The organism is Enterobacter cloacae complex sp. SHL001 (assembly GCF_049236825.1).
In the GTDB taxonomy this organism is placed as follows: Bacteria; Pseudomonadota; Gammaproteobacteria; order Enterobacterales; family Enterobacteriaceae; genus Enterobacter; species Enterobacter hormaechei_C.
In genome coordinates this window covers 95,040-118,558 of sequence record NZ_JBMKIP010000007.1, presented here as the reverse complement: position 1 = coordinate 118,558, position 23,519 = coordinate 95,040, and the positions used below count along the sequence as shown (strand labels likewise).

The 23,519-nt window shown below is 57.6% G+C and carries 22 protein-coding genes; 19 read left to right on the top strand and 3 right to left on the bottom strand.

Annotated features, from left to right (window positions below; translation table 11 throughout):
• Positions 1 to 35 precede the first annotated feature (35 nt).
• The 6 genes from ftsY to livJ all read left to right on the top strand — a co-directional run bounded on the left by ftsY (position 36) and on the right by livJ (position 7,020).
• Positions 36 to 1,496 (top strand): signal recognition particle-docking protein FtsY, encoded by a 1,461-nt coding sequence (gene ftsY / locus ACOTYH_RS18225; RefSeq protein ID WP_015571476.1) that lies wholly within the window; start codon positions 36 to 38, stop codon positions 1,494 to 1,496.
• A gap of 2 nt (positions 1,497 to 1,498) precedes the next feature.
• The gene (ftsE, locus tag ACOTYH_RS18220) at positions 1,499 to 2,164 is read left to right on the top strand and encodes a cell division ATP-binding protein FtsE (RefSeq protein WP_006812284.1); all 666 of its coding nucleotides are present in this window, start codon (positions 1,499 to 1,501) and stop codon (positions 2,162 to 2,164) included.
• Entirely contained in the window at positions 2,157 to 3,212 is a 1,056-nt protein-coding gene (gene ftsX / locus ACOTYH_RS18215; protein ID WP_017384126.1) for a permease-like cell division protein FtsX, read from the top strand. The genes ftsE and ftsX overlap by 8 nt, the downstream gene beginning before the upstream one ends.
• 250 nt (positions 3,213 to 3,462) lie before the next feature.
• The gene (rpoH, locus tag ACOTYH_RS18210; protein WP_000159624.1) at positions 3,463 to 4,320 is read left to right on the top strand and encodes an RNA polymerase sigma factor RpoH; all 858 of its coding nucleotides are present in this window, start codon (positions 3,463 to 3,465) and stop codon (positions 4,318 to 4,320) included.
• A 136-nt stretch (positions 4,321 to 4,456) separates the two neighbouring features.
• Positions 4,457 to 5,722 (top strand): 4-aminobutyrate--2-oxoglutarate transaminase, encoded by a 1,266-nt coding sequence (locus ACOTYH_RS18205; RefSeq protein ID WP_017384127.1) that lies wholly within the window; start codon positions 4,457 to 4,459, stop codon positions 5,720 to 5,722.
• A 197-nt stretch (positions 5,723 to 5,919) separates the two neighbouring features.
• A complete protein-coding gene (gene livJ / locus ACOTYH_RS18200) occupies positions 5,920 to 7,020 on the top strand; it encodes a branched chain amino acid ABC transporter substrate-binding protein LivJ (RefSeq protein WP_015571474.1) in 1,101 nt (366 codons plus the stop codon).
• Between the two features lie 596 nt (positions 7,021 to 7,616).
• On the opposite strand, the gene panM is transcribed toward livJ, so the two are convergent.
• On the bottom strand, positions 7,617 to 8,000 hold the full coding sequence (panM, locus tag ACOTYH_RS18195; protein WP_015571473.1) for an aspartate 1-decarboxylase autocleavage activator PanM: 384 nt from the start codon (positions 7,998 to 8,000) through the stop codon (positions 7,617 to 7,619).
• Between the two features lie 424 nt (positions 8,001 to 8,424).
• Between panM and livK the strand changes: the two genes are divergently transcribed.
• The 10 genes from livK to ugpQ all read left to right on the top strand — a co-directional run bounded on the left by livK (position 8,425) and on the right by ugpQ (position 18,475).
• Positions 8,425 to 9,534: a high-affinity branched-chain amino acid ABC transporter substrate-binding protein LivK gene (livK, locus tag ACOTYH_RS18190; protein ID WP_421637857.1), complete on the top strand. Its 1,110-nt coding sequence runs from the start codon at positions 8,425 to 8,427 to the stop codon at positions 9,532 to 9,534.
• A gap of 46 nt (positions 9,535 to 9,580) precedes the next feature.
• Positions 9,581 to 10,507 carry a high-affinity branched-chain amino acid ABC transporter permease LivH gene (gene livH / locus ACOTYH_RS18185; protein WP_015571470.1) on the top strand — a complete coding sequence of 309 codons (927 nt, stop codon included), beginning with the start codon at positions 9,581 to 9,583 and terminating at the stop codon, positions 10,505 to 10,507.
• A complete protein-coding gene (locus tag ACOTYH_RS18180; RefSeq protein ID WP_003861542.1) occupies positions 10,504 to 11,781 on the top strand; it encodes a high-affinity branched-chain amino acid ABC transporter permease LivM in 1,278 nt (425 codons plus the stop codon). The genes livH and ACOTYH_RS18180 overlap by 4 nt, the downstream gene beginning before the upstream one ends.
• On the top strand, positions 11,778 to 12,542 hold the full coding sequence (gene livG, locus ACOTYH_RS18175) for a high-affinity branched-chain amino acid ABC transporter ATP-binding protein LivG (protein ID WP_003861544.1): 765 nt from the start codon (positions 11,778 to 11,780) through the stop codon (positions 12,540 to 12,542). The genes ACOTYH_RS18180 and livG overlap by 4 nt, the downstream gene beginning before the upstream one ends.
• Position 12,543: 1 nt before the next feature.
• Positions 12,544 to 13,257, top strand: coding sequence for a high-affinity branched-chain amino acid ABC transporter ATP-binding protein LivF (gene livF, locus ACOTYH_RS18170; protein WP_063413023.1), 714 nt, complete (start codon positions 12,544 to 12,546; stop codon positions 13,255 to 13,257).
• Positions 13,258 to 13,517: 260 nt separating this feature from the next.
• Complete coding sequence (ugpB, locus tag ACOTYH_RS18165; RefSeq protein ID WP_023295545.1) at positions 13,518 to 14,834, top strand: sn-glycerol-3-phosphate ABC transporter substrate-binding protein UgpB; 1,317 nt, start codon at positions 13,518 to 13,520, stop codon at positions 14,832 to 14,834.
• A gap of 102 nt (positions 14,835 to 14,936) precedes the next feature.
• Positions 14,937 to 15,824 (top strand): sn-glycerol-3-phosphate ABC transporter permease UgpA, encoded by an 888-nt coding sequence (gene ugpA, locus ACOTYH_RS18160; RefSeq protein ID WP_003861551.1) that lies wholly within the window; start codon positions 14,937 to 14,939, stop codon positions 15,822 to 15,824.
• Complete coding sequence (gene ugpE, locus ACOTYH_RS18155) at positions 15,821 to 16,666, top strand: sn-glycerol-3-phosphate ABC transporter permease UgpE (protein WP_015571468.1); 846 nt, start codon at positions 15,821 to 15,823, stop codon at positions 16,664 to 16,666. Before ugpA ends, ugpE begins: the two co-directional genes overlap by 4 nt.
• 1 nt (position 16,667) lies before the next feature.
• Positions 16,668 to 17,738, top strand: a complete 1,071-nt coding sequence (locus tag ACOTYH_RS18150) for a sn-glycerol-3-phosphate import ATP-binding protein UgpC (RefSeq protein WP_017384129.1) — start codon at positions 16,668 to 16,670, stop codon at positions 17,736 to 17,738.
• The gene (ugpQ, locus tag ACOTYH_RS18145) at positions 17,735 to 18,475 is read left to right on the top strand and encodes a glycerophosphodiester phosphodiesterase (RefSeq protein ID WP_047636270.1); all 741 of its coding nucleotides are present in this window, start codon (positions 17,735 to 17,737) and stop codon (positions 18,473 to 18,475) included. Before ACOTYH_RS18150 ends, ugpQ begins: the two co-directional genes overlap by 4 nt.
• Here ugpQ and ACOTYH_RS18140 read toward each other — a convergent pair.
• Positions 18,465 to 18,836: a DUF2756 family protein gene (locus tag ACOTYH_RS18140; RefSeq protein ID WP_017384131.1), complete on the bottom strand. Its 372-nt coding sequence runs from the start codon at positions 18,834 to 18,836 to the stop codon at positions 18,465 to 18,467. The two genes, ugpQ and ACOTYH_RS18140, sit on opposite strands and share 11 nt — an antisense overlap.
• Positions 18,837 to 18,958: 122 nt before the next feature.
• Between ACOTYH_RS18140 and ggt the strand changes: the two genes are divergently transcribed.
• Positions 18,959 to 20,704, top strand: coding sequence for a gamma-glutamyltransferase (gene ggt, locus ACOTYH_RS18135; RefSeq protein ID WP_015571464.1), 1,746 nt, complete (start codon positions 18,959 to 18,961; stop codon positions 20,702 to 20,704).
• An 87-nt stretch (positions 20,705 to 20,791) separates the two neighbouring features.
• On the opposite strand, the gene yhhY is transcribed toward ggt, so the two are convergent.
• Positions 20,792 to 21,280, bottom strand: a complete 489-nt coding sequence (gene yhhY / locus ACOTYH_RS18130; protein ID WP_017384133.1) for an N-acetyltransferase — start codon at positions 21,278 to 21,280, stop codon at positions 20,792 to 20,794.
• A gap of 311 nt (positions 21,281 to 21,591) precedes the next feature.
• On the opposite strand from yhhY, the gene ACOTYH_RS18125 reads away from it, so the two are divergent.
• Together ACOTYH_RS18125 and ACOTYH_RS18120 are read left to right on the top strand one after the other, a co-directional pair.
• Positions 21,592 to 22,629: an oxidoreductase gene (locus ACOTYH_RS18125; protein WP_032655374.1), complete on the top strand. Its 1,038-nt coding sequence runs from the start codon at positions 21,592 to 21,594 to the stop codon at positions 22,627 to 22,629.
• A gap of 123 nt (positions 22,630 to 22,752) precedes the next feature.
• Positions 22,753 to 23,448, top strand: coding sequence for a pirin family protein (locus ACOTYH_RS18120; RefSeq protein ID WP_003861565.1), 696 nt, complete (start codon positions 22,753 to 22,755; stop codon positions 23,446 to 23,448).
• Positions 23,449 to 23,519 lie beyond the last annotated feature (71 nt).

Sequence of the window (23,519 nt, the reverse complement as noted above, 5' to 3'; positions counted from 1 at the left end):
CCCTGTATATAGCGCCGCGAGGAGTGTAGTCGCAGATGGCAAAACAAAAAAAACGTGGCTTCTTTTCCTGGTTGGGTTTCGGTGAAAAAGAGCAAGAAACAGAACAGAAAACCGAAGAACAGCAGGTTGTAGAAGAGCCGTCACAGCCTGAAACGCCTGTCGAAACCGCTGCGGTTGTCGAAGCGGAAGAGCCAGCCCACAGCAAAGAAGAGATTGAATCCTTTGCCGAAGAGGTGGTTGAGGTTACTGAACAGGTTCAGGAGAGCGAAAAACCAGAGCCGGTTATCGTTGAAACCCTTAACGAAGCGCCGCAGGCCACTATCGAACACGAAGAGCTGCCGCTGCCGGAAGAGGTGAAAGCTGAAGAGGTTTCTGCCGAAGAGTGGCAGGCCGAAGCGGAAACCGTTGAAATTGTTGAGGCGGTGGAAGAAGAAGCGGCCCTTGAGCCAGAGCTGACCGACGAAGAGCTGGAAGCCCAGGCGCTGGCGGCGGAAGCGGCTGAAGAAGCGGTCATCGTCGTGCCGGTGGAAGCGCAGGCCGAAGAAGAGATCGTTCAGGAGCAAGAAAAACCGACTAAAGAAGGTTTCTTCGCGCGCCTGAAGCGCAGCCTGCTCAAAACCAAAGAAAATTTAGGTTCCGGATTTATCAGTCTGTTCCGCGGCAAAAAGATCGACGACGATCTGTTTGAGGAGCTGGAAGAGCAGCTGCTGATTGCGGACGTGGGTGTGGAAACCACCCGGAAGATCATCGCCAACCTGACCGAAGGGGCGAGCCGCAAACAGCTGCGTGACGCCGAGGCGCTGTACGGCCTGCTGAAAGACGAGATGGGTGAAATTCTCGCAAAAGTTGACGAACCGCTTAATATTGAAGGCAAAATGCCGTTTGTTATCCTGATGGTTGGCGTCAACGGCGTGGGCAAAACCACCACCATCGGCAAGCTGGCGCGCCAGTTTGAGCAGCAGGGCAAATCGGTGATGCTGGCGGCGGGCGATACCTTCCGTGCGGCAGCGGTGGAACAGCTTCAGGTGTGGGGCCAGCGCAACAATATTCCGGTTATTGCTCAGCACACCGGCGCGGATTCCGCGTCCGTGATTTTCGATGCCATCCAGGCGGCGAAGTCGCGTAACGTGGACGTGCTGATTGCGGATACCGCAGGGCGTTTGCAGAACAAATCGCACCTGATGGAAGAGCTGAAGAAAATCGTTCGCGTCATGAAGAAGCTGGACGAAGATGCACCGCATGAAATTATGCTGACTATCGACGCCAGCACCGGACAGAACGCCATCAGCCAGGCGAAACTGTTCCATGAAGCGGTAGGACTGACCGGGATCGCGCTGACCAAGCTGGACGGGACCGCGAAAGGCGGGGTGATCTTCTCCGTGGCCGACCAGTTCGGCATTCCTATCCGTTACATCGGTGTGGGCGAGCGTATTGAGGATTTACGTCCGTTTAAAGCGGACGACTTTATTGAGGCACTATTTGCCCGAGAGGACTAACAATGATTCGCTTTGAACACGTCAGCAAGGCCTATCTCGGCGGGAGACAAGCGCTACAGGGGGTGACATTCCACCTCCAGCCAGGCGAGATGGCATTCCTGACCGGCCATTCCGGCGCGGGGAAAAGTACCCTGCTCAAGCTGATCTGTGGGATCGAGCGGCCAAGCGCCGGGAAAATCTGGTTCAGCGGCCATGAAATTAGCCGTCTTAAGAACCGTGAAGTGCCGTTCCTGCGTCGTCAGATTGGCATGATTTTCCAGGATCACCACCTGCTGATGGATCGCACGGTTTTCGATAACGTCGCGATCCCGCTGATTATTGCTGGCGCCAGTTACGATGATATCCGCCGTCGTGTTTCGGCGGCGCTGGATAAGGTCGGGCTGCTGGACAAAGCGAAGAACTTCCCGATCCAGCTCTCCGGCGGTGAGCAGCAGCGCGTGGGTATCGCCCGCGCGGTAGTGAACAAGCCTGCCGTTTTGCTGGCGGATGAACCGACCGGTAACCTGGACGATGCCCTCTCTGAAGGGATCCTGCGTCTGTTTGAGGAATTTAACCGCGTGGGGGTCACGGTACTGATGGCGACGCACGACATGGGGCTGATCTCCCGCCGTTCGTACCGCATGCTGACCCTGAGCGACGGGCATTTGCACGGAGGCCACGGTGAATAAGCGTGATGCAATGAACCAGATTCGGCAGTTCAGCAACCGGTTTGACCGTTTCCGCAAGCCTCAGGGCGGCGGGGACGGCAATCGCAATGCGCCTAAGCGTGCCAAAGCGGCACCGAAACCGAACTCCCGCAAAACCAACGTCTTTAACGAGCAGGTGCGGTACGCCTTCCAGGGCGCGTTGCAGGATCTGAAAAGCAAACCGCTGGCGACGTTCCTGACGGTGATGGTGATTGCCATCTCCCTGACGCTGCCCAGCGTCTGCTACATGGTTTACAAAAACGTAAACCAGGCGGCGTCCCAGTACTATCCGTCGCCGCAGATCACCGTTTATCTGGATAAAGCCCTCGACGATAACGCGGCGGCTCAGGTGGTGGGGCAGATTCAGGCCGAGCAGGGCGTGGAGAAGGTGAACTATCTTTCCCGCGATGAAGCGCTGGGTGAGTTCCGCAACTGGTCCGGATTCGGCGGCGCGCTGGATATGCTTGAAGAGAACCCGCTGCCCGCGGTGGCGGTGGTGATCCCGAAACTCGATTTCCAGGGCACGGATTCGCTCAACACCCTGCGCGACCGCATTACCCGCATTAACGGGATTGATGAAGTGCGCATGGACGACAGCTGGTTTGCCCGTCTTGCCGCCCTGACCGGGCTGGTAGGACGCGTGTCGGCGATGATCGGCGTGCTGATGGTGGCGGCGGTGTTCCTCGTCATCGGTAATAGCGTGCGCCTGAGCATCTTCGCCCGTCGCGATACCATCAACGTGCAGAAACTGATTGGCGCAACGGATGGTTTCATCCTCCGCCCGTTCCTTTACGGCGGCGCGTTATTAGGTTTTTCTGGTGCATTTCTTTCATTGATATTGTCAGAAATTTTGGTGATGCGGCTGTCGTCTGCCGTGACTGAAGTGGCGCAGGTTTTCGGAACTAAGTTTGATATCAGTGGCTTAGGGTTCGATGAGTGCCTGCTGTTGCTGCTGGTGTGCTCCATGATCGGCTGGGTGGCGGCATGGCTGGCAACGGTTCAACATTTACGCCACTTTACTCCCGACTAATAAAAGCGTGATATAATCTTTCCCTGCACCGAGATGTTCGCTTGCAGGGAAAGCGTCCCTGTTGTCACTTCCCCTGTAATCATCTTCATGTCACATTTTGTGCGTAATTTATTCACTGTTGCACCTGGAACTTGTGGATAAAATCACTGTCTGATAAAAGAGTGAATGCTAATCTCGTTGCTCAAACGCTTTGGCATGGTTGTTGCCTGACGGGGACAACCTGGACCAGAAGAAACATTGAGAGGAATGAATGACCAAAGAAATGCAAACTTTAGCTTTAGCCCCTGTTGGTAACCTGGAATCTTACATCCGGGCTGCGAACACCTGGCCGATGTTAACGGCTGAGGAAGAAAAGGAGCTTGCTGAAAAGCTGCATTACCAGGGCGATCTGGAAGCAGCTAAAACGCTGATCCTGTCTCACCTGCGCTTTGTTGTTCACGTTGCTCGTAATTATGCGGGCTACGGCCTGCCGCAGGCGGACCTGATTCAGGAGGGTAACATTGGCCTGATGAAGGCGGTACGTCGCTTTAACCCGGAAGTGGGTGTGCGACTCGTCTCCTTCGCCGTGCACTGGATCAAAGCGGAAATTCACGAATACGTCCTGCGTAACTGGCGTATTGTGAAAGTCGCCACGACGAAAGCGCAGCGCAAACTGTTCTTCAACCTGCGTAAAACCAAGCAGCGTCTGGGCTGGTTCAATCAGGATGAAGTGGAAATGGTGGCGCGCGAGCTGGGCGTTTCCAGCAAAGACGTCCGCGAGATGGAATCCCGTATGGCCGCGCAGGACATGACGTTTGATATGTCTGCCGACGATGACGCGTCCGACAGCCAGCCGATGGCCCCGGTTCTGTATCTACAGGATAAAACCTCTAACTTTGCTGACGGCATTGAAGAGGATAACTGGGAAGACCAGGCGGCGAACAAGCTGACCTTCGCGATGGAAGGCCTCGACGAGCGTAGCCAGGATATTATTCGTGCCCGCTGGCTGGACGAAGATAACAAGTCCACGTTGCAGGAACTGGCCGACCGCTACGGCGTCTCCGCTGAACGTGTGCGTCAGCTTGAGAAAAACGCCATGAAAAAACTTCGCGCCGCTATCGAAGCGTAATTTCCGCGAAGTACACCGAGAACCCTCGAATGCAAATTCGGGGGTTTTGTTTTTTTAGCGCCCGCTCTGGCGAATTTCTTCCCCCTGGCAAACACTTACTGATGCGCTAAGCAGGCGACTTTCAGAGGGTGACAGGGTGAAAAATAACGAACTGAACGACCGGCGTTTACAGGCGACGCCGCGCGGTATCGGCGTCATGTGTAACTTCTATGCCGATAAAGCCGAAAACGCCACGGTGTGGGACGTGGAAGGTAACGAGTATATTGATTTTGCCGCCGGGATCGCCGTGCTGAATACCGGGCATCGCCATCCTAAAGTTATCGCCGCCATCGAAAAACAGCTTCACGCCTTTACCCATACCGCTTATCAAATCGTCCCCTATGAAGGTTATGTGGCGCTTGCCGAGCGCATCAACCAGCGCGTACCCATAGAGGGGCCAGCCAAAACCGCCTTCTTCTCAACGGGGGCGGAAGCGGTCGAAAACGCGGTGAAAATCGCCCGCGCGTACACCAGACGTCCCGGCCTTATCACCTTCGGCGGCGCGTTCCACGGCCGTACCTTTATGACCATGGCGATGACCGGCAAAGTGGCGCCCTATAAGCTCGGCTTCGGCCCGTTCCCCGGCTCGGTGTACCACGCGCAATTCCCCAACAGCCTGCACGGGGTTAGTACCGCCGAAGCGCTAAAAAGCCTGGAGCGCATCTTCAAAGCCGATATCGCGCCCGATCAGGTGGCGGCAATCATTATTGAACCGGTTCAGGGCGAGGGCGGGTTCAACGTCGCGCCCGCTGATTTTATGCAGGCGCTGCGTGCCCTGTGCGATACCCACGGGATTTTACTGATTGCCGACGAAGTGCAAACCGGCTTCGCCCGTACCGGCAAGCTGTTCTCCATGGAAAACCACTGCGTGAAGCCCGATCTGATCACCATGGCGAAAAGCCTGGCGGGCGGGATGCCGCTCTCTGCCGTCTCTGGCCGGGCGGAGGTGATGGATGCGCCCGCCCCGGGCGGTCTGGGCGGAACCTACGCGGGTAACCCGCTGGCGATTGCGGCGGCCCATGCGGTGCTGGATGTGATTGACGAGGACGATCTCTGCACCCGCGCGGCGCATCTCGGGCATCATCTGGTCGAGGTGCTGAATAAAGCGAAGGATGGCTGTCCGTATATCGCCGATATCCGTGGGCAGGGCTCGATGGTGGCGGTGGAATTTACCGATCCGCAAACCGGACAGCCGTCGCCGGAATTTACCCGTCAGGTTCAGGAGCGCGCGTTGAACGAAGGGCTGCTGCTTTTGAGCTGCGGCGTTTACGGCAACGTTATTCGCTTCCTCTACCCGCTCACCATCCCCGAAGCGCAGTTCCGTAAAGCGCTGGATATTATTTCCGCCTCGCTGACACGATAAAGCCAAAAGCCCGGCTGAAATAACGGTCGGGCTTATCATATTTTCATTTCAAATTAGCTATTCCAAAATCATAAAAATGGGGTATGTTTTAGCAGAGTATGCTGAAAAAGCGCGAGCAGCACGCCTATAACTGAAATAAAGCGCTACACAACAACATCACAACAATCGTTATAACCATAATAATGGGGAATCTCAGGATGAACATGAAGGGTAAAGCGTTACTGGCAGGATGTATCGCGTTGGCATTCAGCACTATGGCGCAGGCCGATATTAAAGTGGCCGTGGTGGGCGCGATGTCCGGTCCGGTAGCACAGTACGGCGACCAGGAATTTACCGGCGCGGAACAGGCGGTTGCAGACATTAATGCTAAGGGCGGCATCAAGGGCGAAAAGCTGCAAATCGTAAAATATGACGATGCCTGTGACCCGAAACAGGCGGTCGCGGTGGCGAACAAAGTGGTAAACGACGGGATCAAATACGTTATCGGTCACCTGTGCTCCTCTTCCACCCAGCCCGCGTCTGACATCTACGAAGACGAAGGCATTCTGATGATCACGCCGGCCGCGACGGCGCCAGAGCTGACCGCGCGCGGCTATAAGCTGATCCTGCGTACCACCGGTCTGGACTCCGATCAGGGGCCAACCGCCGCGAAATACATCGTGGAAAAAGTGAAGCCGCAGCGCATCGCGATTGTTCATGACAAACAGCAGTACGGCGAAGGCCTGGCCCGTGCGGTGCAGGATAACCTGAAAAAAGCGAACGCCAACGTGGTGTTCTTTGACGGTATCACCGCCGGTGAGAAAGACTTCTCGACCCTGGTCGCGCGTCTGAAGAAAGAAAATATCGATTTCGTTTACTACGGCGGCTACCACCCGGAAATGGGGCAGATCCTGCGCCAGGCGCGTGCGGCGGGTCTGAAGACGCAGTTCATGGGGCCAGAAGGTGTCGCGAACGTTTCCCTGTCTAATATCGCGGGTGAATCCGCTGAAGGGCTGCTGGTGACCAAACCGAAGAACTACGACCAGGTGCCTGCGAACAAACCTGTTGTCGATGCCATCAAGGCGAAGAAACAGGATCCAAGTGGTGCGTTCGTCTGGACCACCTACGCAGCGTTGCAGTCTCTGCAAGCGGGCCTGAACCAGTCAGCCGATCCGGCGGAGATTGCCACCTGGCTGAAAGCGAACTCGGTGGAAACCGTGATGGGGCCGCTGTCCTGGGATGAGAAGGGCGATTTGAAGGGCTTCGAGTTCGGCGTGTTTGACTGGCATGCCAACGGCACGGCGACTGACGCAAAATAAACGTAAAAAGGCAACGCAAGTTGCCTTTTTTAATGTTTTCTCCCTCTCCCCGTGGGCTGAGGGATCCCCAGTAATTTGAAAGCAAAAGCGATAACGTTGCCTCAGAATAACTGAGGGCTTTCAGCGATGCCTCGGTCCGGCTGTAAATCGCTGAGGCGTTTCCTGTAGGCCGGGGCGAGGCGCAGGGATGCGCCGAGAGGGCGGGCTTTACAGGGATGTTACCTCCGCCCGTCCCCGATAAGCCGGAAGGAATATGCCGAAGGCACCGCGAAGCGGCGATTTACCGCCGGAAGCCCGGGTCGCCAGGGTGGTGGCGACTGAGCCACCCTGGCACGTTCACCGGTCATGTCGTGACAGAGTAGCAAGGAACATAAAGTGAACGGAATGACCACCAGAGCCGTATGTTCCCCCTCACCCCAGCCCTCTCCCTCAAGGGAGAGGGGGCCGTCTGTGCAGGTATTATTTTGTGGGGAACCCTCAGCCCCGTGGGAGAGGGTCGGGGTGAGGGCATCAGCCCGCTCAGCCCTCTTTTGCCCGGTGGCGCTTCGCTTACCGGGCCTACAATGAGCACCTCGCAGCCGCCACCCGGCTTTCTTTTAGCGCTTCTCCCACCCGTTCGCCTGCGCCGTAAACCCTAACGCCTGCATAAACGCCGCCATCACGCCGCGATCCTCTACGCCCACGTCGGCCATCCACCAGGAGGTTACGCTCGGGTTTTCGCGGATCACCTCTTCAATCAAATACTGCCCGACCCCGCGACGACGGGTCACGTCGCGCACGCGCAGGGAGTCCAGCGCCCCTTCCGTGCCGCTCAGCGTTACGCGGACGGCGGCCAGCAGACGTTCATTAAAACGCGCGGCATAGATGCGGTGGTTTTCATCGACGGCCAGCGATGAAGGGGAATATTCCGGCCAGATCTTGCCCAGGTCGATACGATCCTGGTCGCTAAAGGTCACCAGACGCACGATAGTCAGTTTCATTAGCTGCTTGTCCAAATCAAAAAGAGTAGGGCCAGTGTACTCAATTTATTTGCTCAGGCGCTTTCTCTTTTTCTTCCCATTTACCAGGTGATTAGTTTTTTGGCAGCGCGATGGGCAGTTTGAAAACACATGGATCGAAAAATAAGCAGAATTTTAACCTGAAGGGCAGTGATTTATTCGGCGCTTTGTACCGTTATTTTATGCTGCAAACCGCGCTTTTATTTGTTTATCTCCGACTGATTTCAGAATATTATCTTTGCTTAATCGCCTGAAAAATAGAGATTTTAGTCTGGTTTTTGACAAAAAACTGCGCTAAACCATTAAAGGCACTGGTAAAAATAGCGTTGTTCATAAAAAGTACAGAATGCTTTTTAACCATAATAAAACAAAATATAAACATGACATCACGAATGGGGATTCAGAGATGAAAAGGAACGCGAAGACGTTAATCGCGGGGATGGTCGCACTGTCGATCTCGCATGCCGCTATGGCAGACGACATTAAAGTTGCGGTAGTGGGGGCGATGTCCGGCCCTGTTGCCCAGTGGGGTGACATGGAGTTCAACGGCGCGCGTCAGGCCATCAAAGATATCAACGCCAAAGGCGGCATCAAAGGCGACAAGCTGGTAGGCGTGGAGTATGACGACGCCTGCGATCCTAAACAGGCCGTCGCGGTCGCCAACAAAATCGTTAACGACGGTATCCAGTTCGTCATCGGGCACCTGTGTTCCTCCTCCACGCAGCCTGCGTCTGATATCTACGAAGACGAAGGCATTCTGATGATCACCCCGGGTGCCACCAACCCGGAACTGACCCAGCGCGGCTACCAGCACATCATGCGTACCGCCGGTCTGGACTCCTCTCAGGGGCCAACCGCCGCCAAATACATCCTCGAAACCGTTAAGCCGCAGCGTATCGCCATCATTCATGATAAGCAGCAGTACGGCGAAGGCCTGGCGCGTTCCGTGCAGGATGGCCTGAAAAAAGGCGGCGCAAACATCGTCTTCTTCGACGGCATTACCGCTGGTGAGAAAGACTTCTCCGCGCTGATCGCCCGCCTGCAAAAAGAGAATATCGACTTCGTTTATTACGGCGGCTACTACCCGGAAATGGGGCTGATGCTGCGCCAGGCGCGCGCCACCGGCCTGAAAACCCAGTTTATGGGGCCAGAGGGCGTCGGTAATGCCTCCCTGTCCAACATCGCGGGCGATTCTGCCGAAGGCATGCTGGTGACGATGCCAAAACGCTATGACCAGGATCCGGCGAATAAGGCTATCGTGGATGCGCTCAAGGCGCAGAAGAAAGATCCGAGCGGTCCGTACGTCTGGATCACCTACGCGGCCGTGCAGTCTCTGGCCACCGCGCTGGACCGTACCGGCAGTAAAGAGCCGCTGGATCTGGTGAAAGATTTAAAAGCACACGGGGCGAACACCGTGATTGGGCCGCTGAACTGGGATGAGAAAGGCGATCTGAAGGGATTTGAGTTTGGTGTCTTTAAGTGGCACGCCGACGGGTCTTCCTCGGTCGCCAAATAATCATCCCACCGCCCGGCTCACCGGGCGGGTATAAAAAGGTTTTCTTATGTCCGAGCAGTTTCTCTACTTCTTGCAGCAGATGTTTAACGGCGTCACGCTGGGAAGCACCTACGCGCTGATCGCCATCGGCTACACGATGGTTTACGGCATTATCGGCATGATCAACTTCGCCCACGGCGAGGTGTACATGATCGGTAGCTACGTCTCCTTTATGATTATCGCCGCGCTGATGATGATGGGCATCGACAGCAGCTGGCTGCTGGTGGCCGCCGGGTTTGTCGGCGCGATTGTGATCGCCAGCGCCTACGGCTGGAGTATTGAACGGGTGGCCTACCGGCCGGTGCGCAGCTCCAAACGCCTGATCGCGCTGATCTCCGCCATCGGTATGTCCATTTTCCTGCAAAACTACGTCAGCCTGACCGAAGGTTCACGCGACGTGGCGCTGCCAAGCCTGTTTAACGGCCAGTGGATTGTAGGGGCCAGCGAAAACTTCTCTGCCACCATCACCACCATGCAGCTGGTTATCTGGGTTGTGACCTTTATTGCCATGCTGGCCCTGACCCTGTTCATCCGCTACTCCCGCATGGGACGCGCCTGCCGCGCCTGCGCGGAAGATCTGAAGATGGCGAGCCTGCTCGGGATTAACACCGACCGCGTGATTGCCCTGACCTTCGTGATCGGCGCAGCGATGGCGGCGGTGGCTGGCGTGTTGCTCGGCCAGTTCTACGGCGTAATCAACCCGTACATCGGCTTTATGGCCGGGATGAAAGCCTTCACCGCGGCGGTACTGGGCGGCATCGGCAGCATTCCGGGCGCGATGATCGGCGGCCTGATCCTGGGCGTGGCCGAAGCGCTCTCCTCGGCGTACCTGAGCACCGAATATAAAGATGTGGTGTCGTTTGCCCTGCTGATTCTGGTTCTGCTGGTAATGCCTACCGGTATTCTGGGCCGTCCGGAGGTAGAGAAAGTATGAAACCGATGCATTTTGCGATGGCGCTGCTCTCTGCCGCCATGTTCTTCGTCCTGGCGGGCGTCTTTATGGGCGTCCAGTTAGGACTGGACGGCACGAAGCTGGTGGTGGATACCGCTCCCGACATCCGCTGGCAGTGGGTGTTTATCGGCACCGCGGTGGTGTTCTTGTTCCAGCTGTTGCGTCCGCTGTTCCAGAAGACGCTGAAAAACGTCTCCGGGCCGAAATTCGTCCTGCCGGCGATCGACGGTACAACGGTGAAACAGAAGCTGTTCCTGGTGGCGCTGCTGGTGGCTGCCGTGGCGTGGCCGTTTATGGTCTCGCGCGGGACGGTGGATATTGCCACCCTGACCATGATCTACGTGATTCTGGGGCTGGGTCTGAACGTGGTGGTGGGGCTGTCTGGCCTGCTGGTGCTGGGCTACGGCGGGTTCTACGCCATCGGCGCGTACACCTTCGCGCTGCTGAACCACTATTACGGCCTCGGCTTCTGGACCTGTCTGCCGCTGGCGGGGCTGGTCTCTGCCGCGGCGGGCTTCCTGCTCGGCTTCCCGGTGCTGCGCCTGCGCGGTGACTATCTGGCGATTGTGACCTTAGGCTTCGGCGAAATCGTCCGTATTCTGCTGCTCAACAATACCGAAGTGACCGGCGGTCCGAACGGCATCAGCCAGATCCCGAAACCGACCTTCTTCGGCCTGGAGTTCAGCCGTACCGCCCGTGAAGGCGGCTGGGATACCTTCAGCAATTTCTTTGGCATCAAGTACGATCCGTCCGACCGCGTGATCTGGCTCTATCTGGTGGCGCTGCTGCTGGTGGTGATTACCCTGTTTGTGATCAACCGTCTGCTGCGCATGCCGCTGGGCCGCGCGTGGGAAGCGCTGCGCGAAGATGAGATCGCCTGCCGCTCCCTGGGCCTGAACCCGACCCGCATCAAGCTGACCGCATTTACCATCAGCGCCGCGTTTGCCGGTTTCGCCGGGACGCTGTTTGCCGCACGTCAGGGCTTCGTCAGCCCTGAATCGTTCACCTTTGCCGAATCCGCCTTTGTGCTGGCGATTGTGGTGCTCGGTGGAATGGGCTCGCAGTTCGCCGTGATCCTCGCGGCTATCCTGCTGGTGGTCTCCCGCGAGCTGATGCGCGACTTTAACGAATACAGCATGTTAATGCTGGGTGGTTTGATGGTGCTGATGATGATCTGGCGTCCGCAGGGTCTGCTGCCGATGACCCGTCCACAGCTGAAGCTGAAACGCACACAGGCGAAAGGAGAGCAGGCATGAAGCCTTTATTATCCGTTAACGGCCTGATGATGCGCTTTGGCGGCCTGCTGGCGGTCAACAATGTGAATCTGGATCTGCACAAGAAAGAGATTGTCTCCCTGATTGGCCCGAACGGCGCGGGAAAAACCACGGTCTTTAACTGTTTGACCGGCTTCTACAAGCCGACGGGCGGCACCATCATGCTGCGCGACCAGCACCTTGAAGGGCTGCCGGGCCAGCAGATTGCCCGCATGGGCGTGGTGCGTACCTTCCAGCACGTGCGTCTGTTCCGCGAGATGACGGTGATTGAGAACCTGCTGGTGGCACAGCATCAGCAGCTGAAAACCGGGCTGTTCTCCGGCCTGCTGAAAACCCCGGCCTTTCGCCGCACGCAGGAGGAGGCGCTCGACCGCGCCGCGACCTGGCTCGACCGTATCGGCCTGCTCCAGCACGCTAACCGTCAGGCGAGCAACCTCGCTTACGGGGATCAGCGTCGCCTTGAGATCGTGCGCTGCATGGTGACCCAGCCGGAGATCCTGATGCTCGACGAACCAGCGGCAGGTCTCAATCCGAAAGAGACCAAAGAGCTGGACGAGCTGATTGCCGAGCTGCGCGATCATCACGACACCACCATTCTGCTGATTGAGCATGACATGAAGCTGGTGATGGGCATTTCGGACCGTATCTACGTGGTAAACCAGGGCACGCCGCTGGCGAACGGCACGCCGGAAGAGATCCGCAACAACCCGGACGTGATCCGCGCATACCTTGGTGAGGCATAAGATGGAAAAATCGATGTTAACGTTCGACAAGGTCAACGCTCACTACGGCAAGATCCAGGCGCTGCATGACGTCAGCCTGCACATCAATCAGGGCGAAATCGTCACCCTGATTGGCGCCAACGGCGCGGGTAAAACCACGCTGCTCGGCACCCTGTGCGGCGACCCGCGCGCCACCAGCGGGCGGATTGTGTTTGACGGCAAAGATATTACCGACTGGCAGACGGCTAAGATCATGCGTGAAGCGGTGGCGATTGTCCCGGAAGGGCGCCGCGTATTCTCCCGCATGACGGTGGAAGAGAACCTGGCGATGGGCGGTTTCTTCGCCCATCGGGATGAATTCCAGACCCGCATCAAGTGGGTGTACGAACTCTTCCCGCGCCTGTGGGAGCGTCGTATTCAGCGAGCGGGCACCATGTCCGGCGGCGAGCAGCAGATGCTGGCGATTGGCCGCGCGCTGATGAGCCAGCCGCGCCTGCTGCTGCTGGACGAGCCGTCGCTTGGCCTGGCGCCGATCATTATCCAGCAGATCTTCGATACCATCGAGCAGTTGCGCAAAGAGGGGATGACCATCTTCCTCGTCGAGCAGAACGCCAACCAGGCGCTGAAGCTCGCCGACCGTGGCTATGTGCTGGAGAACGGGCGCGTGGTGCTCTCCGATACCGGTGACGCGCTACTGGCGAACGAGGCGGTGCGGAGTGCGTATTTAGGCGGTTAATCGCATTTCCCCCTCACCCTAACCCTCTCCCTCAAGGGAGAGGGAACCGATCGCTTTTCTCCCTCTCCCCGTGGGAGAGGGCCGGGGTGAGGGCACCAGACCGCACCCAATCCCCCTTCACACAACCATCATCCCCCTGACGCCTGGCTGTCACTTATCTGTAAACAAACAGTTATTTTTCTGTCATTCGAGCATGTCATGTTACCTCGCGAGCATAAAACGCGTGATATCGCGCATCCGGCACAATAAGAGAGATGACAATGACATCGTTACGACACACAGCTTTGGGTCTGGCACTGGGTCTGGCTTTTGCGACGAACGCAATGGCTGTGACCACCATTCCGTTCTGGCATTCCATGGAAGGGGAGTTGGGTAAAGAGGTTGACTCCCTGGCGCAGCGTTTCAACGACACCCACCCGGATTACAAAATTGTGCCGGTGTACAAAGGCAACTACGAGCAGAGCCTGAGCGCGGGCATCGCCGCCTTCCGTACCGGTAACGCGCCTGCGCTGTTACAGGTTTATGAAGTGGGCACCGCGACAATGATGGCCTCCAAAGCCATCAAGCCGGTGTACGAGGTGTTCAAAGAGGCGGGCATTAACTTTGACGAATCCCAGTTCGTACCGACCGTAGCGGGTTACTACACCGATTCCAAAACCGGCCATCTGCTGTCCCAGCCGTTTAACAGCTCCACGCCGGTGCTGTATTACAACAAAGACGCCTTCAAAAAAGCCGGTTTAGATCCGGAGCAGCCGCCAAAAACCTGGCAGGATCTGGCGGAGTACACCGCGAAGCTGAAAGCGGCGGGGATGAAGTGCGGCTACGCCAGCGGCTGGCAGGGCTGGATCCAGATTGAAAACTTCAGCGCCTGGCACGGGCTGCCGGTTGCCACCCAAAACAACGGCTTCGACGGTACCGACGCGGTGCTGGAGTTCAACAAGCCGGAGCAGGTGAAGCACATCGCGCTGCTGGAAGCACTCAACAAGAAGGGCGACTTCAGCTACTTCGGGCGTAAAGACGAATCCACCGAGAAGTTCTACAACGGCGACTGTGCCATTACTACCGCCTCGTCCGGCTCGCTGGCGGATATACGTCACTATGCCAAATTCAACTACGGCGTGGGCATGATGCCGTACGACGCCGACGTGAAGGGCGCGCCGCAGAACGCCATCATCGGCGGAGCGAGCCTGTGGGTGATGCAGGGTAAAGACAACGGCACCTACAAAGGCGTGGCCGAATTCCTCGACTTCCTGGCCAAACCTGAAAACGCCGCCGAGTGGCACCAGAAGACCGGCTATCTGCCGATCACCAAAGCCGCGTACGACCTGACCCGCGAGCAGGGCTTCTATAGCAAAAACCCAGGCGCAGACATCGCGACGCGCCAGATGCTGAACAAGCCGCCGTTGCCGTTCACCAAAGGCCTGCGTCTGGGCAACATGCCGCAGATCCGCACCATCGTCGATGAAGAGCTGGAAAGCGTGTGGACCGGTAAGAAAACCCCACAGCAGGCGCTGGACTCTGCGGTAGAGCGCGGAAATCAGCTGCTGCGCCGCTTTGAGCAGTCGACGAAATCGTAAAAAAATGCCCGGTGGCGCTGCGCTTACCGGGCCTACGACGTGCCCCATGTAGGCCGGGTAAGGCGTAGCCGCCACCCGGCAATGTTCAGGAACCTAATCTCAATGTCCTCATCCCGTCCGGTGTTCCGTTCCCGCTGGCTGCCGTACCTGTTGGTCGCACCGCAGCTGGTCATCACCGTTATCTTCTTTATCTGGCCTGCGGGCGAAGCGCTGTGGTACTCGGTACAAAGCGTGGATCCGTTCGGGCTTTCCAGCCAGTTTGTCGGGCTGGACAACTTTACCGCGCTGTTCCACGACAGCTACTACCTGGACTCCTTCTGGACGACGATCAAATTCAGTGCGCTGGTCACCGTGAGCGGTCTTGTCGCGTCGCTGTTTTTCGCCGCGCTGGTGGATTACGTGGTGCGCGGCAGCCGTCTGTATCAGACCCTGATGCTGCTGCCCTACGCCGTGGCTCCTGCCGTGGCCGCCGTGCTGTGGATCTTCCTGTTTAACCCAGGGCGCGGGCTGATTACCCACTTCCTGGGCGAGTTTGGCTACGACTGGAACCACGCTCAGAACAGCGGTCAGGCGATGTTCCTGGTGGTGTTCGCCTCGGTGTGGAAGCAGATCAGCTATAACTTCCTGTTTTTCTTTGCCGCGCTACAGTCTATCCCGCGTTCGCTGGTGGAGGCCGCCGCCATCGACGGTGCAGGGCCGGTGCGCCGCTTCTTCCGGCTGTCGCTGCCGCTGATCGCCCCGGTGAGTTTCTTCCTGCTGGTGGTTAACCTCGTGTACGCCTTCTTCGACACCTTCCCGGTGATTGACGCCGCCACCGCGGGCGGCCCGGTGCAGGCGACCACCACGCTGATCTACAAGATCTACCGCGAAGGCTTTGCGGGGTTGGATCTCTCCGCTTCTGCCGCGCAGTCGGTGGTGCTGATGTTCCTCGTCATCATCCTCACGGTGGTGCAGTTCCGCTATGTCGAAAGTAAGGTGCGCTACCAATGATTGAGAACCGTCGCGGGCTGACGATTTTCAGCCATACCATGCTGATTTTAGGGATTATCGTCATCCTGTTCCCACTGTACGTGGCCTTCGTCGCCGCCACGCTGGACACCAAAGCGGTGTTCGACACCCCGATGACGCTGATCCCGGGCGGACACCTTTTCGAAAACATGAAGACCATCTGGACCCAGGGCGTGGGCGCTAACAGCGCGCCGTTCTGGCTGATGATGCTCAACAGCTTCATCATGGCGTTTGGCATCACCGTCGGCAAAATTACGGTGTCGATGCTCTCAGCGTTCGCCATCGTCTGGTTCCGCTTTCCGCTGCGTAACCTGTTTTTCTGGATGATTTTCATCACCCTGATGCTGCCGGTAGAGGTGCGTATCTTCCCGACGGTGGAGGTGATCGCCAACCTGAAGATGCTCGACAGCTACGCGGGCTTAACCCTGCCGCTGATGGCCTCGGCGACCGCCACCTTCCTGTTCCGCCAGTTCTTTATGACTCTGCCGGACGAGCTGATTGAAGCCGCGCGCATCGACGGGGCCTCGCCGATGCGCTTCTTCCGCGACATCGTGCTGCCGCTGTCGAAAACCAACCTCGCGGCGCTGTTTGTGATCACCTTTATCTACGGCTGGAACCAGTATCTGTGGCCGTTGCTGATCGTTCAGGACGTCAACCTCGGCACCGCCGTGGCAGGCATCAAAGGCATGATCGCCACCGGCGAAGGCACCACCCTCTGGAACCAGGTGATGGCGGCGATGCTGCTCACCCTTATCCCACCCGTAGTCATTGTTTTAGCCATGCAGCGCGCGTTTGTCCGCGGCCTGGTCGATAGCGAGAAATAAGATGGCAGGTTTAAAATTACAGGCAGTTACCAAAAGCTGGGACGGTAAAACCCAGGTCATTCAGCCGCTGACGCTCGACGTGGCGGACGGGGAATTTATCGTGATGGTCGGCCCGTCCGGCTGCGGAAAATCCACCCTGCTGCGTATGGTGGCCGGGCTGGAGCGCGTAACGTCCGGGGATATCTGGATTGACCGCCAGCGCGTCACCGAGATGGAGCCCAAAGATCGCGGCATCGCGATGGTGTTCCAGAACTATGCCCTCTATCCGCACATGAGCGTGGAAGAGAACATGGCCTGGGGGCTGAAAATTCGCGGTATGGGCAAAGGTCATATCGACGAGCGCGTAAAAGAAGCCGCGCGCATTCTGGAACTTGACGGCCTGCTTAAGCGCCGCCCGCGCGAGCTCTCCGGCGGCCAGCGTCAGCGCGTGGCGATGGGGCGCGCCATCGTGCGCGACCCGGCGGTATTCCTGTTCGACGAACCGCTGTCAAACCTCGACGCCAAACTGCGCGTGCAGATGCGCCTTGAGCTACAGCAGCTGCATCGCCGCCTGAAAACCACGTCCCTCTATGTGACTCACGATCAGGTTGAAGCCATGACCCTCGCCCAGCGCGTGATGGTGATGAACAAAGGCATCGCCGAGCAGATTGGCACCCCGGTGGAGGTCTACGAAAAACCGGCCAGCCGTTTTGTGGCGAGCTTTATCGGCAGCCCGGCGATGAACCTGCTGGACGGGCGGATCAATGCGGCGGGAACCCACTTCGAGCTGGAAAGCGGGATGGCGTTGCCGATCAACTGGTACTATCGTGGCTACGCCGGGCGTAAGATGACGCTCGGTATCCGCCCGGAGCATATTGGTTTGACGTCTCAGGCGGACGGCGGCGTGCCGCTGGTGATGGACACGCTGGAGATGCTGGGCGCAGACAACCTGGCGCACGGGCGCTGGGGCGAGCAAAAGCTGGTGGTGCGTCTGCCGCACCAGGAGCGCCCGAAGGCAGGCAGCACGCTGTGGCTGCATATGCCGGAAAATCACCTGCACTTATTTGACGGTGAAACAGGACAACGAGTATGAGCAACTGGCCTTACCCCCACATCGTCGCCCACCGTGGCGGCGGTAAACTGGCGCCGGAAAACACCCTGGCGGCAATTGACGTTGGCGCGCGCTACGGCCACACGATGATCGAGTTCGACGCGAAGCTGTCGAAGGACGGCGAAATTTTCCTGCTGCACGACGACAATCTCGAACGCACCAGCAACGGCTGGGGCGTGGCGGGCGAACTGCCGTGGCGTGACCTGCTGAAGGTGGATGCCGGTAGCTGGTACAGCGGCGAATTTAAAGGCGAACCGCTGCCGCTGCTGGCGGAAGTGGCGGACCGCTGTCGTCAACACGGCATGATGGCCAACATCGAAATCAAACCGACCACCGGCACCGGGCCGCTGACGGGTAAAGTGATTGCCCTTGCCGCGCGCGAGCTGTGGGAAGGGATGACCGCGCCGCTGTTATCGTCGTTTGACATCGACGCGCTGGAAGCCGCACAGGCTGCCGTACCGGAGTTGCCGCGCGGGCTGCTGCTGGATGAGTGGCGAGAAGACTGGCGCGCGCTGACGACCTTCTTAGGCTGCGTGTCGATCCACCTCAACCATAAGCTGCTGGATGAAGCGCGCGTGACGCTGTTGAAGGAGGCCGGTCTGCATATCCTGGTGTATACCGTCAATAAACCCCAGCGTGCAGCCGAGCTGCTGCGCTGGGGCGTGGACAGCATCTGTACCGATGCGATTGACCAGATTGGGCCGAACTTTATTTATTAAGCATACTGCCGTTCTGCTGGGTCGGCAGCATGTGCTGCTGACCGCTGCTTTGCGACACCCCGCCCCCTAACATCCCACCGTTTGAGTTTGGCAGCGGCTGCTCCCGCATCTGGCCCTGCTGCACGCGCTGGGTGTTGGTATTCATCTGGTTTTGCAGGTGCTGCTGCTGCACCTGGGTCTGCGTTTTTAACTGCTGATTGAGCATCCCTTTCTGCTGCTGTTGCTGGCTCATCATCTCCGTCTGCATACGCTGCTGGCTCGGAATGACGTAGCCCGGCTGGTTCGGGTTGTTCAGGGTGTTGATTGGCTGTGCGAGCGCGGCGAACGGAAGCAGCGCGGTCAGGATCAGTAATCGTTTCATGGTTATCTCCTCCTTTGAGGCTTCTCTTAAGTTTACCCTGATTCCGGCATAACGATGATTTTTTAAGAGTTGTGAACCAGGCTTAAGCGGGGAATATGGGCCCCTTCACCTGGAGAACAATAATGATGAAACCAACCTTTTTGCGCTGGGTCGCCATCGCTGCGCTGATGGCAGGCGGCACATTTACCGTGGCGGCCAACCCGCCCGCCGCTCCACCGGTCTCTTACGGCGTGGAGGAGGATGTTTTTCACCCCGTGCGGGCGACGCACGGCATGGTGGCCTCGGTTGACGCGCTGGCAACGCAGGTGGGCGTCGATATTCTTAAGCAGGGCGGTAACGCGGTGGATGCGGCAGTCGCGGTGGGATATGCGCTGGCGGTGACGCATCCACAGGCGGGGAACCTGGGCGGCGGCGGGTTTATGATGCTGCGCACCAAAGACGGTAAAACCACGGCCATCGACTTCCGTGAGATGGCGCCGAATCAGGCCTCCCGCGATATGTTCCTCGACGATCAGGGCAATCCGGACAGTAAAAAATCCCTGACCTCGCACCTTGCCTCCGGCACGCCGGGCACCGTTGCGGGCTTCTCGCTGGCGCTGGAAAAATACGGCACGCTGCCGCTGAATAAAGTGGTGCAGCCTGCCATCAAGCTGGCGCGCGACGGCTTCGTCGTCAACGACGCGCTGGCGGACGATCTCAAAACCTACGGCAGCGAAGTTATTCCCAATCATGAGAACAGCAAGGCTATCTTCTGGAAAGACGGCGAGCCGCTGAAAAAGGGCGATAAGCTGGTGCAGAAGGACCTCGCAAAAAGTCTCGAACTGATTGCCGAAAACGGTCCGGACGCCTTCTATAAGGGGCCGATTGCCGATCAGATTGCCGATGAGATGCAGAAGAACGGCGGGCTGATCACCAAAGCGGATCTGGCGGAATATAAGGCGGTGGAGCGCGAGCCGATCAGCGGCACCTATCGCGGCTACGAGGTCTTCTCCATGCCGCCGCCGTCCTCCGGGGGCATTCACATCGTGCAGATCCTCAATATTCTGGAAAACTTCGATATGCACAAGTTCGGCTTCGGTAGTGCCGATGCCATGCAGGTGATGGCGGAGGCGGAGAAGCGCGCCTACGCTGACCGCTCGGAATACCTTGGCGATCCGGACTTCGTGAAGGTGCCGTGGCAGGCGCTGACCAACAAAGCCTATGCCAAATCGATTGCCGACGAGATCGACATCAATAAGGCTAAGCCGTCGAGCGAGATCCGCCCGGGCAAGCTGGCGCCGTATGAAAGTAACCAGACCACCCATTTCTCGGTGGTAGATAAAGACGGTAACGCGGTGGCGGTGACGTACACGCTTAACACCACTTTCGGCACCGGGATTGTGGCGGGCAACAGCGGTATTTTGCTGAACAACGAGATGGATGACTTCTCTGCCAAACCGGGCGTGCCGAACGTCTACGGCCTGGTCGGCGGCGATGCGAATGCGGTCGGGCCGAAGAAGCGCCCGCTGTCGTCCATGTCGCCCACCATCGTGGTGAAAGACGGCAAAACCTGGCTGGTGACGGGCAGCCCTGGCGGGAGCCGGATTATCACAACCGTGCTGCAAATGGTGGTGAACAGTATCGACTTTGGGATGAACGTCGCCGAAGCGACCAATGCGCCGCGTTTCCACCACCAGTGGCTGCCGGACGAGCTGCGCGTGGAGAAGGGCTTTAGCCCGGACACCCTCAAGCTGCTTGAGCAGCGCGGGCAGAAGGTGGCGGTGAAGGAGGCGATGGGCAGCACCCAGAGCATTATGGTCGGGCCGGACGGGGCGCTGTTTGGCGCATCGGACCCGCGTTCGGTGGATGATTTAACGGCGGGGTATTGATTTTTTTGCCCGGTGGCGCTGCGCTTACCGGGCCTACAACGGCACGAACGTAGGCCGGGTAAGGCGAAGCCGCCACCCGGCAACAAACTACTTCATACGCGCCATATAATACGCATCCACATACTCGCCGTTGCGCAGGGCGTAGCGCCTGCCGGTGCCTTCAATCTCAAACCCGTGCTTTTTGTACACCGCGATTGCCGGTTCGTTATCCACAAACACCGTTAACTCGATGCGGTCGACGCGCAGCCAGTTGTCGCACATATCGATCATGGTGCGAATCAGTGCGCTGGCCACGCCGCGGTTATGCCACTGCGCGCCAACGCAGATACCGAAATCTGCAACGTGGCTGCGGCGTGGTCGCTGGGCGACATCAATGGTGAGGTGGCCGACCACGATATCATCAATGCAGGCAACCAGCTGTTTAATGCCCGGCTGCTCGCCTAGCCGCATTTGCCACATTTCTATTGAAGGATGAGGAACCTGTAGCGTGTTGTGGTACACCTCCGGCTGGGCGTGGATCTGACGAATGGCGTCGTAATCTTTCGGTTCAGCGTGGCGTATCACTATTTCACTCATTCCTTGTTCCTCAGTCAGTTAAAAGTCCCCTCCAACATCAGTGACTTTAAAAGTTGAGTCAATCGCTATTTTTTGCAAAAAGTGTTGGACAAGTGCGAATGAGAATGATTATTATTGCTCTGCATTCAGGAAGACCTCCTACGGGAACCTGAAAGCACGACATTGCTCACATTGCTTCCAGTATTACTTTAGCCAGCTTCTCGCTGGCTTTTTTTTTGCCCTTTTTCTCCCTCTCCCTGTGGGAGAGGGCTGGGGTGAGGGCAAAACATGCGCTATGGTAAAACCCAGTAACCTTCCAAAAGGACTGAGCCATGACACTACATTGTGCATTTATTGGATTTGGCAAAAGCACCACGCGTTACCACCTTCCGTATGTTCTTAACCGAAAAGAGACCTGGCACGTGGCCCATATCTATCGCCGCCGCGCGAAGCCAGAAGAGCAGTCTCCGCAGTATTCCCATATTCATTTCACCAGCGATCTTGATGAGGTGCTTAACGACCCGCAGGTGAAGCTGGTGGTGGTCTGTACCCACGCTGACAGCCACTTTGACTACGCGAAACGCGCGCTGGAAGCAGGTAAAAACGTGCTGGTGGAAAAGCCGTTCACCCCGACCATCGCCGAAGCGAAGGAGCTGTTCGCGCTGGCGAAAAGCAAAGGGCTGACCGTCACGCCGTACCAGAACCGTCGCTTTGACAGCTGCTTCCTGACGGCAAAAAAGGCAATTGAAAGCGGCAAACTCGGCGAGATCGTGGAAATCGAAAGCCACTTCGATTACTACCGCCCGGTGGCGGAAACCCAGCCCGGACTGCCGCAGGACGGATCTTTCTACGGTCTCGGTGTGCACACCATGGACCAGATCATCTCCTTGTTTGGCCGCCCGGACCACGTGGCGTATGACATCCGCAGCCTGCGCAATAAGGCCAACCCGGACGATACCTTTGAAGCGCAGCTGTTTTACGGCGACCTGAAAGCCATCGTAAAAACCAGCCATCTGGTGAAAATCGACTACCCGAAATTTATCGTTCACGGCAAGAAAGGCTCCTTTATCAAGTACGGTATTGACCAACAGGAGACCAGCCTGAAGGCCAATATCATGCCGGGTGAACCGGGCTTTGCGGCAGATGATTCCGTGGGCGTGCTGGAGTACGTGAACGACGAGGGCCTGACGGTCAGGGAAGAGCTAAAGCCGGAAACGGGCGACTATGGACGCGTCTACGATGCGCTGTATGACACCCTCGCCACCGGCGCGCCGAATTATGTCAAGGAATCTGACGTTCTGACCAACCTGGAAATCCTCGAACGGGCCTTCGAACAGGCTTCTCCTGCCACGGTAACCCTCGCCAGATAAGCAAAAATGGCTCCTCTTCGCTTGTTCTAAATTTTTGAACAGAGGAGTCAATTTTCACCCTCTATGATCCCAGGGCGTTTGCGTCCACACTTACTCCATCGAAACGAACTAAGGGTGAAAACAATGATCTACTTACGCAAAGCAAACGAACGTGGTCACGCGAATCATGGCTGGCTGGACTCATGGCATTCATTCTCGTTTGCCGACTATTACGACCCGAACTTTATGGGCTTCTCCGCACTGCGCGTGATTAACGACGACGTGATTGATGCAGGCCAGGGCTTCGGTACCCACCCGCACAAAGACATGGAAATCCTGACCTATGTGCTGGAAGGGGCGGTTGAGCACCAGGACAGCATGGGCAACAAAGAGCAGGTTCCGGCGGGCGAGTTCCAGATTATGAGCGCGGGTACCGGGGTGCGTCACTCTGAGTACAACCCGAGCAAAACGGAAAAACTGCACCTGTATCAAATCTGGATCATTCCAGAAGAGACCGGCATCACGCCACGCTACGAGCAGCGCCGCTTCGACGCGAAACAGGGCAAACAGCTGGTGCTGTCCCCGGATGCGCGTGAAGGTTCCCTGAAAGTGCATCAGGATATGGAGCTGTACCGCTGGGCGCTGGCGAAAGATGAACAGTCTGTACACCAGATTGCCGCTAACCGCCGCGTGTGGATCCAGGTGGTGAAAGGTGAAGTGTCCATCAACGGCACCAAAGCGACAACCGCCGATGGCCTGGCAGTCTGGGATGAGCAGGCGCTCTCCGTGCATGCCGACAGCGAAAGTGAAATTCTGCTGTTTGACTTGCCGCCGGTCTAAATAATTTCTCAACCTTCCCTTTAAACGGGGAAGGTTGAGCTTTGTCCGTGATAAACTGAGCAAATCTCTCA

Bases quoted from the DNA above. Each gene is read 5' to 3' on its own strand.
- panM (WP_015571473.1), bottom strand. From the start codon at position 8,000: ATGAAACTGACTATCGTGCGTCTGGTGACCTTTAGCGACCAGGATCGT.
- ggt (WP_015571464.1), top strand. From the start codon at position 18,959: ATGATGAAACCAACCTTTTTGCGCTGGGTCGCCATCGCTGCGCTGATG.
- ACOTYH_RS18150 (WP_017384129.1), top strand. From the start codon at position 16,668: ATGGCAGGTTTAAAATTACAGGCAGTTACCAAAAGCTGGGACGGTAAA.
- livK (WP_421637857.1), top strand. From the start codon at position 8,425: ATGAAAAGGAACGCGAAGACGTTAATCGCGGGGATGGTCGCACTGTCG.
- ugpQ (WP_047636270.1), top strand. From the start codon at position 17,735: ATGAGCAACTGGCCTTACCCCCACATCGTCGCCCACCGTGGCGGCGGT.
- yhhY (WP_017384133.1), bottom strand. From the start codon at position 21,280: ATGAGTGAAATAGTGATACGCCACGCTGAACCGAAAGATTACGACGCC.
- ugpA (WP_003861551.1), top strand. From the start codon at position 14,937: ATGTCCTCATCCCGTCCGGTGTTCCGTTCCCGCTGGCTGCCGTACCTG.
- ACOTYH_RS18120 (WP_003861565.1), top strand. From the start codon at position 22,753: ATGATCTACTTACGCAAAGCAAACGAACGTGGTCACGCGAATCATGGC.
- ugpE (WP_015571468.1), top strand. From the start codon at position 15,821: ATGATTGAGAACCGTCGCGGGCTGACGATTTTCAGCCATACCATGCTG.
- ftsY (WP_015571476.1), top strand. From the start codon at position 36: ATGGCAAAACAAAAAAAACGTGGCTTCTTTTCCTGGTTGGGTTTCGGT.
- ACOTYH_RS18125 (WP_032655374.1), top strand. From the start codon at position 21,592: ATGACACTACATTGTGCATTTATTGGATTTGGCAAAAGCACCACGCGT.
- livJ (WP_015571474.1), top strand. From the start codon at position 5,920: ATGAACATGAAGGGTAAAGCGTTACTGGCAGGATGTATCGCGTTGGCA.
- livF (WP_063413023.1), top strand. From the start codon at position 12,544: ATGGAAAAATCGATGTTAACGTTCGACAAGGTCAACGCTCACTACGGC.
- livG (WP_003861544.1), top strand. From the start codon at position 11,778: ATGAAGCCTTTATTATCCGTTAACGGCCTGATGATGCGCTTTGGCGGC.
- ACOTYH_RS18140 (WP_017384131.1), bottom strand. From the start codon at position 18,836: ATGAAACGATTACTGATCCTGACCGCGCTGCTTCCGTTCGCCGCGCTC.
- ftsE (WP_006812284.1), top strand. From the start codon at position 1,499: ATGATTCGCTTTGAACACGTCAGCAAGGCCTATCTCGGCGGGAGACAA.
- rpoH (WP_000159624.1), top strand. From the start codon at position 3,463: ATGACCAAAGAAATGCAAACTTTAGCTTTAGCCCCTGTTGGTAACCTG.
- ACOTYH_RS18180 (WP_003861542.1), top strand. From the start codon at position 10,504: ATGAAACCGATGCATTTTGCGATGGCGCTGCTCTCTGCCGCCATGTTC.
- ugpB (WP_023295545.1), top strand. From the start codon at position 13,518: ATGACATCGTTACGACACACAGCTTTGGGTCTGGCACTGGGTCTGGCT.
- livH (WP_015571470.1), top strand. From the start codon at position 9,581: ATGTCCGAGCAGTTTCTCTACTTCTTGCAGCAGATGTTTAACGGCGTC.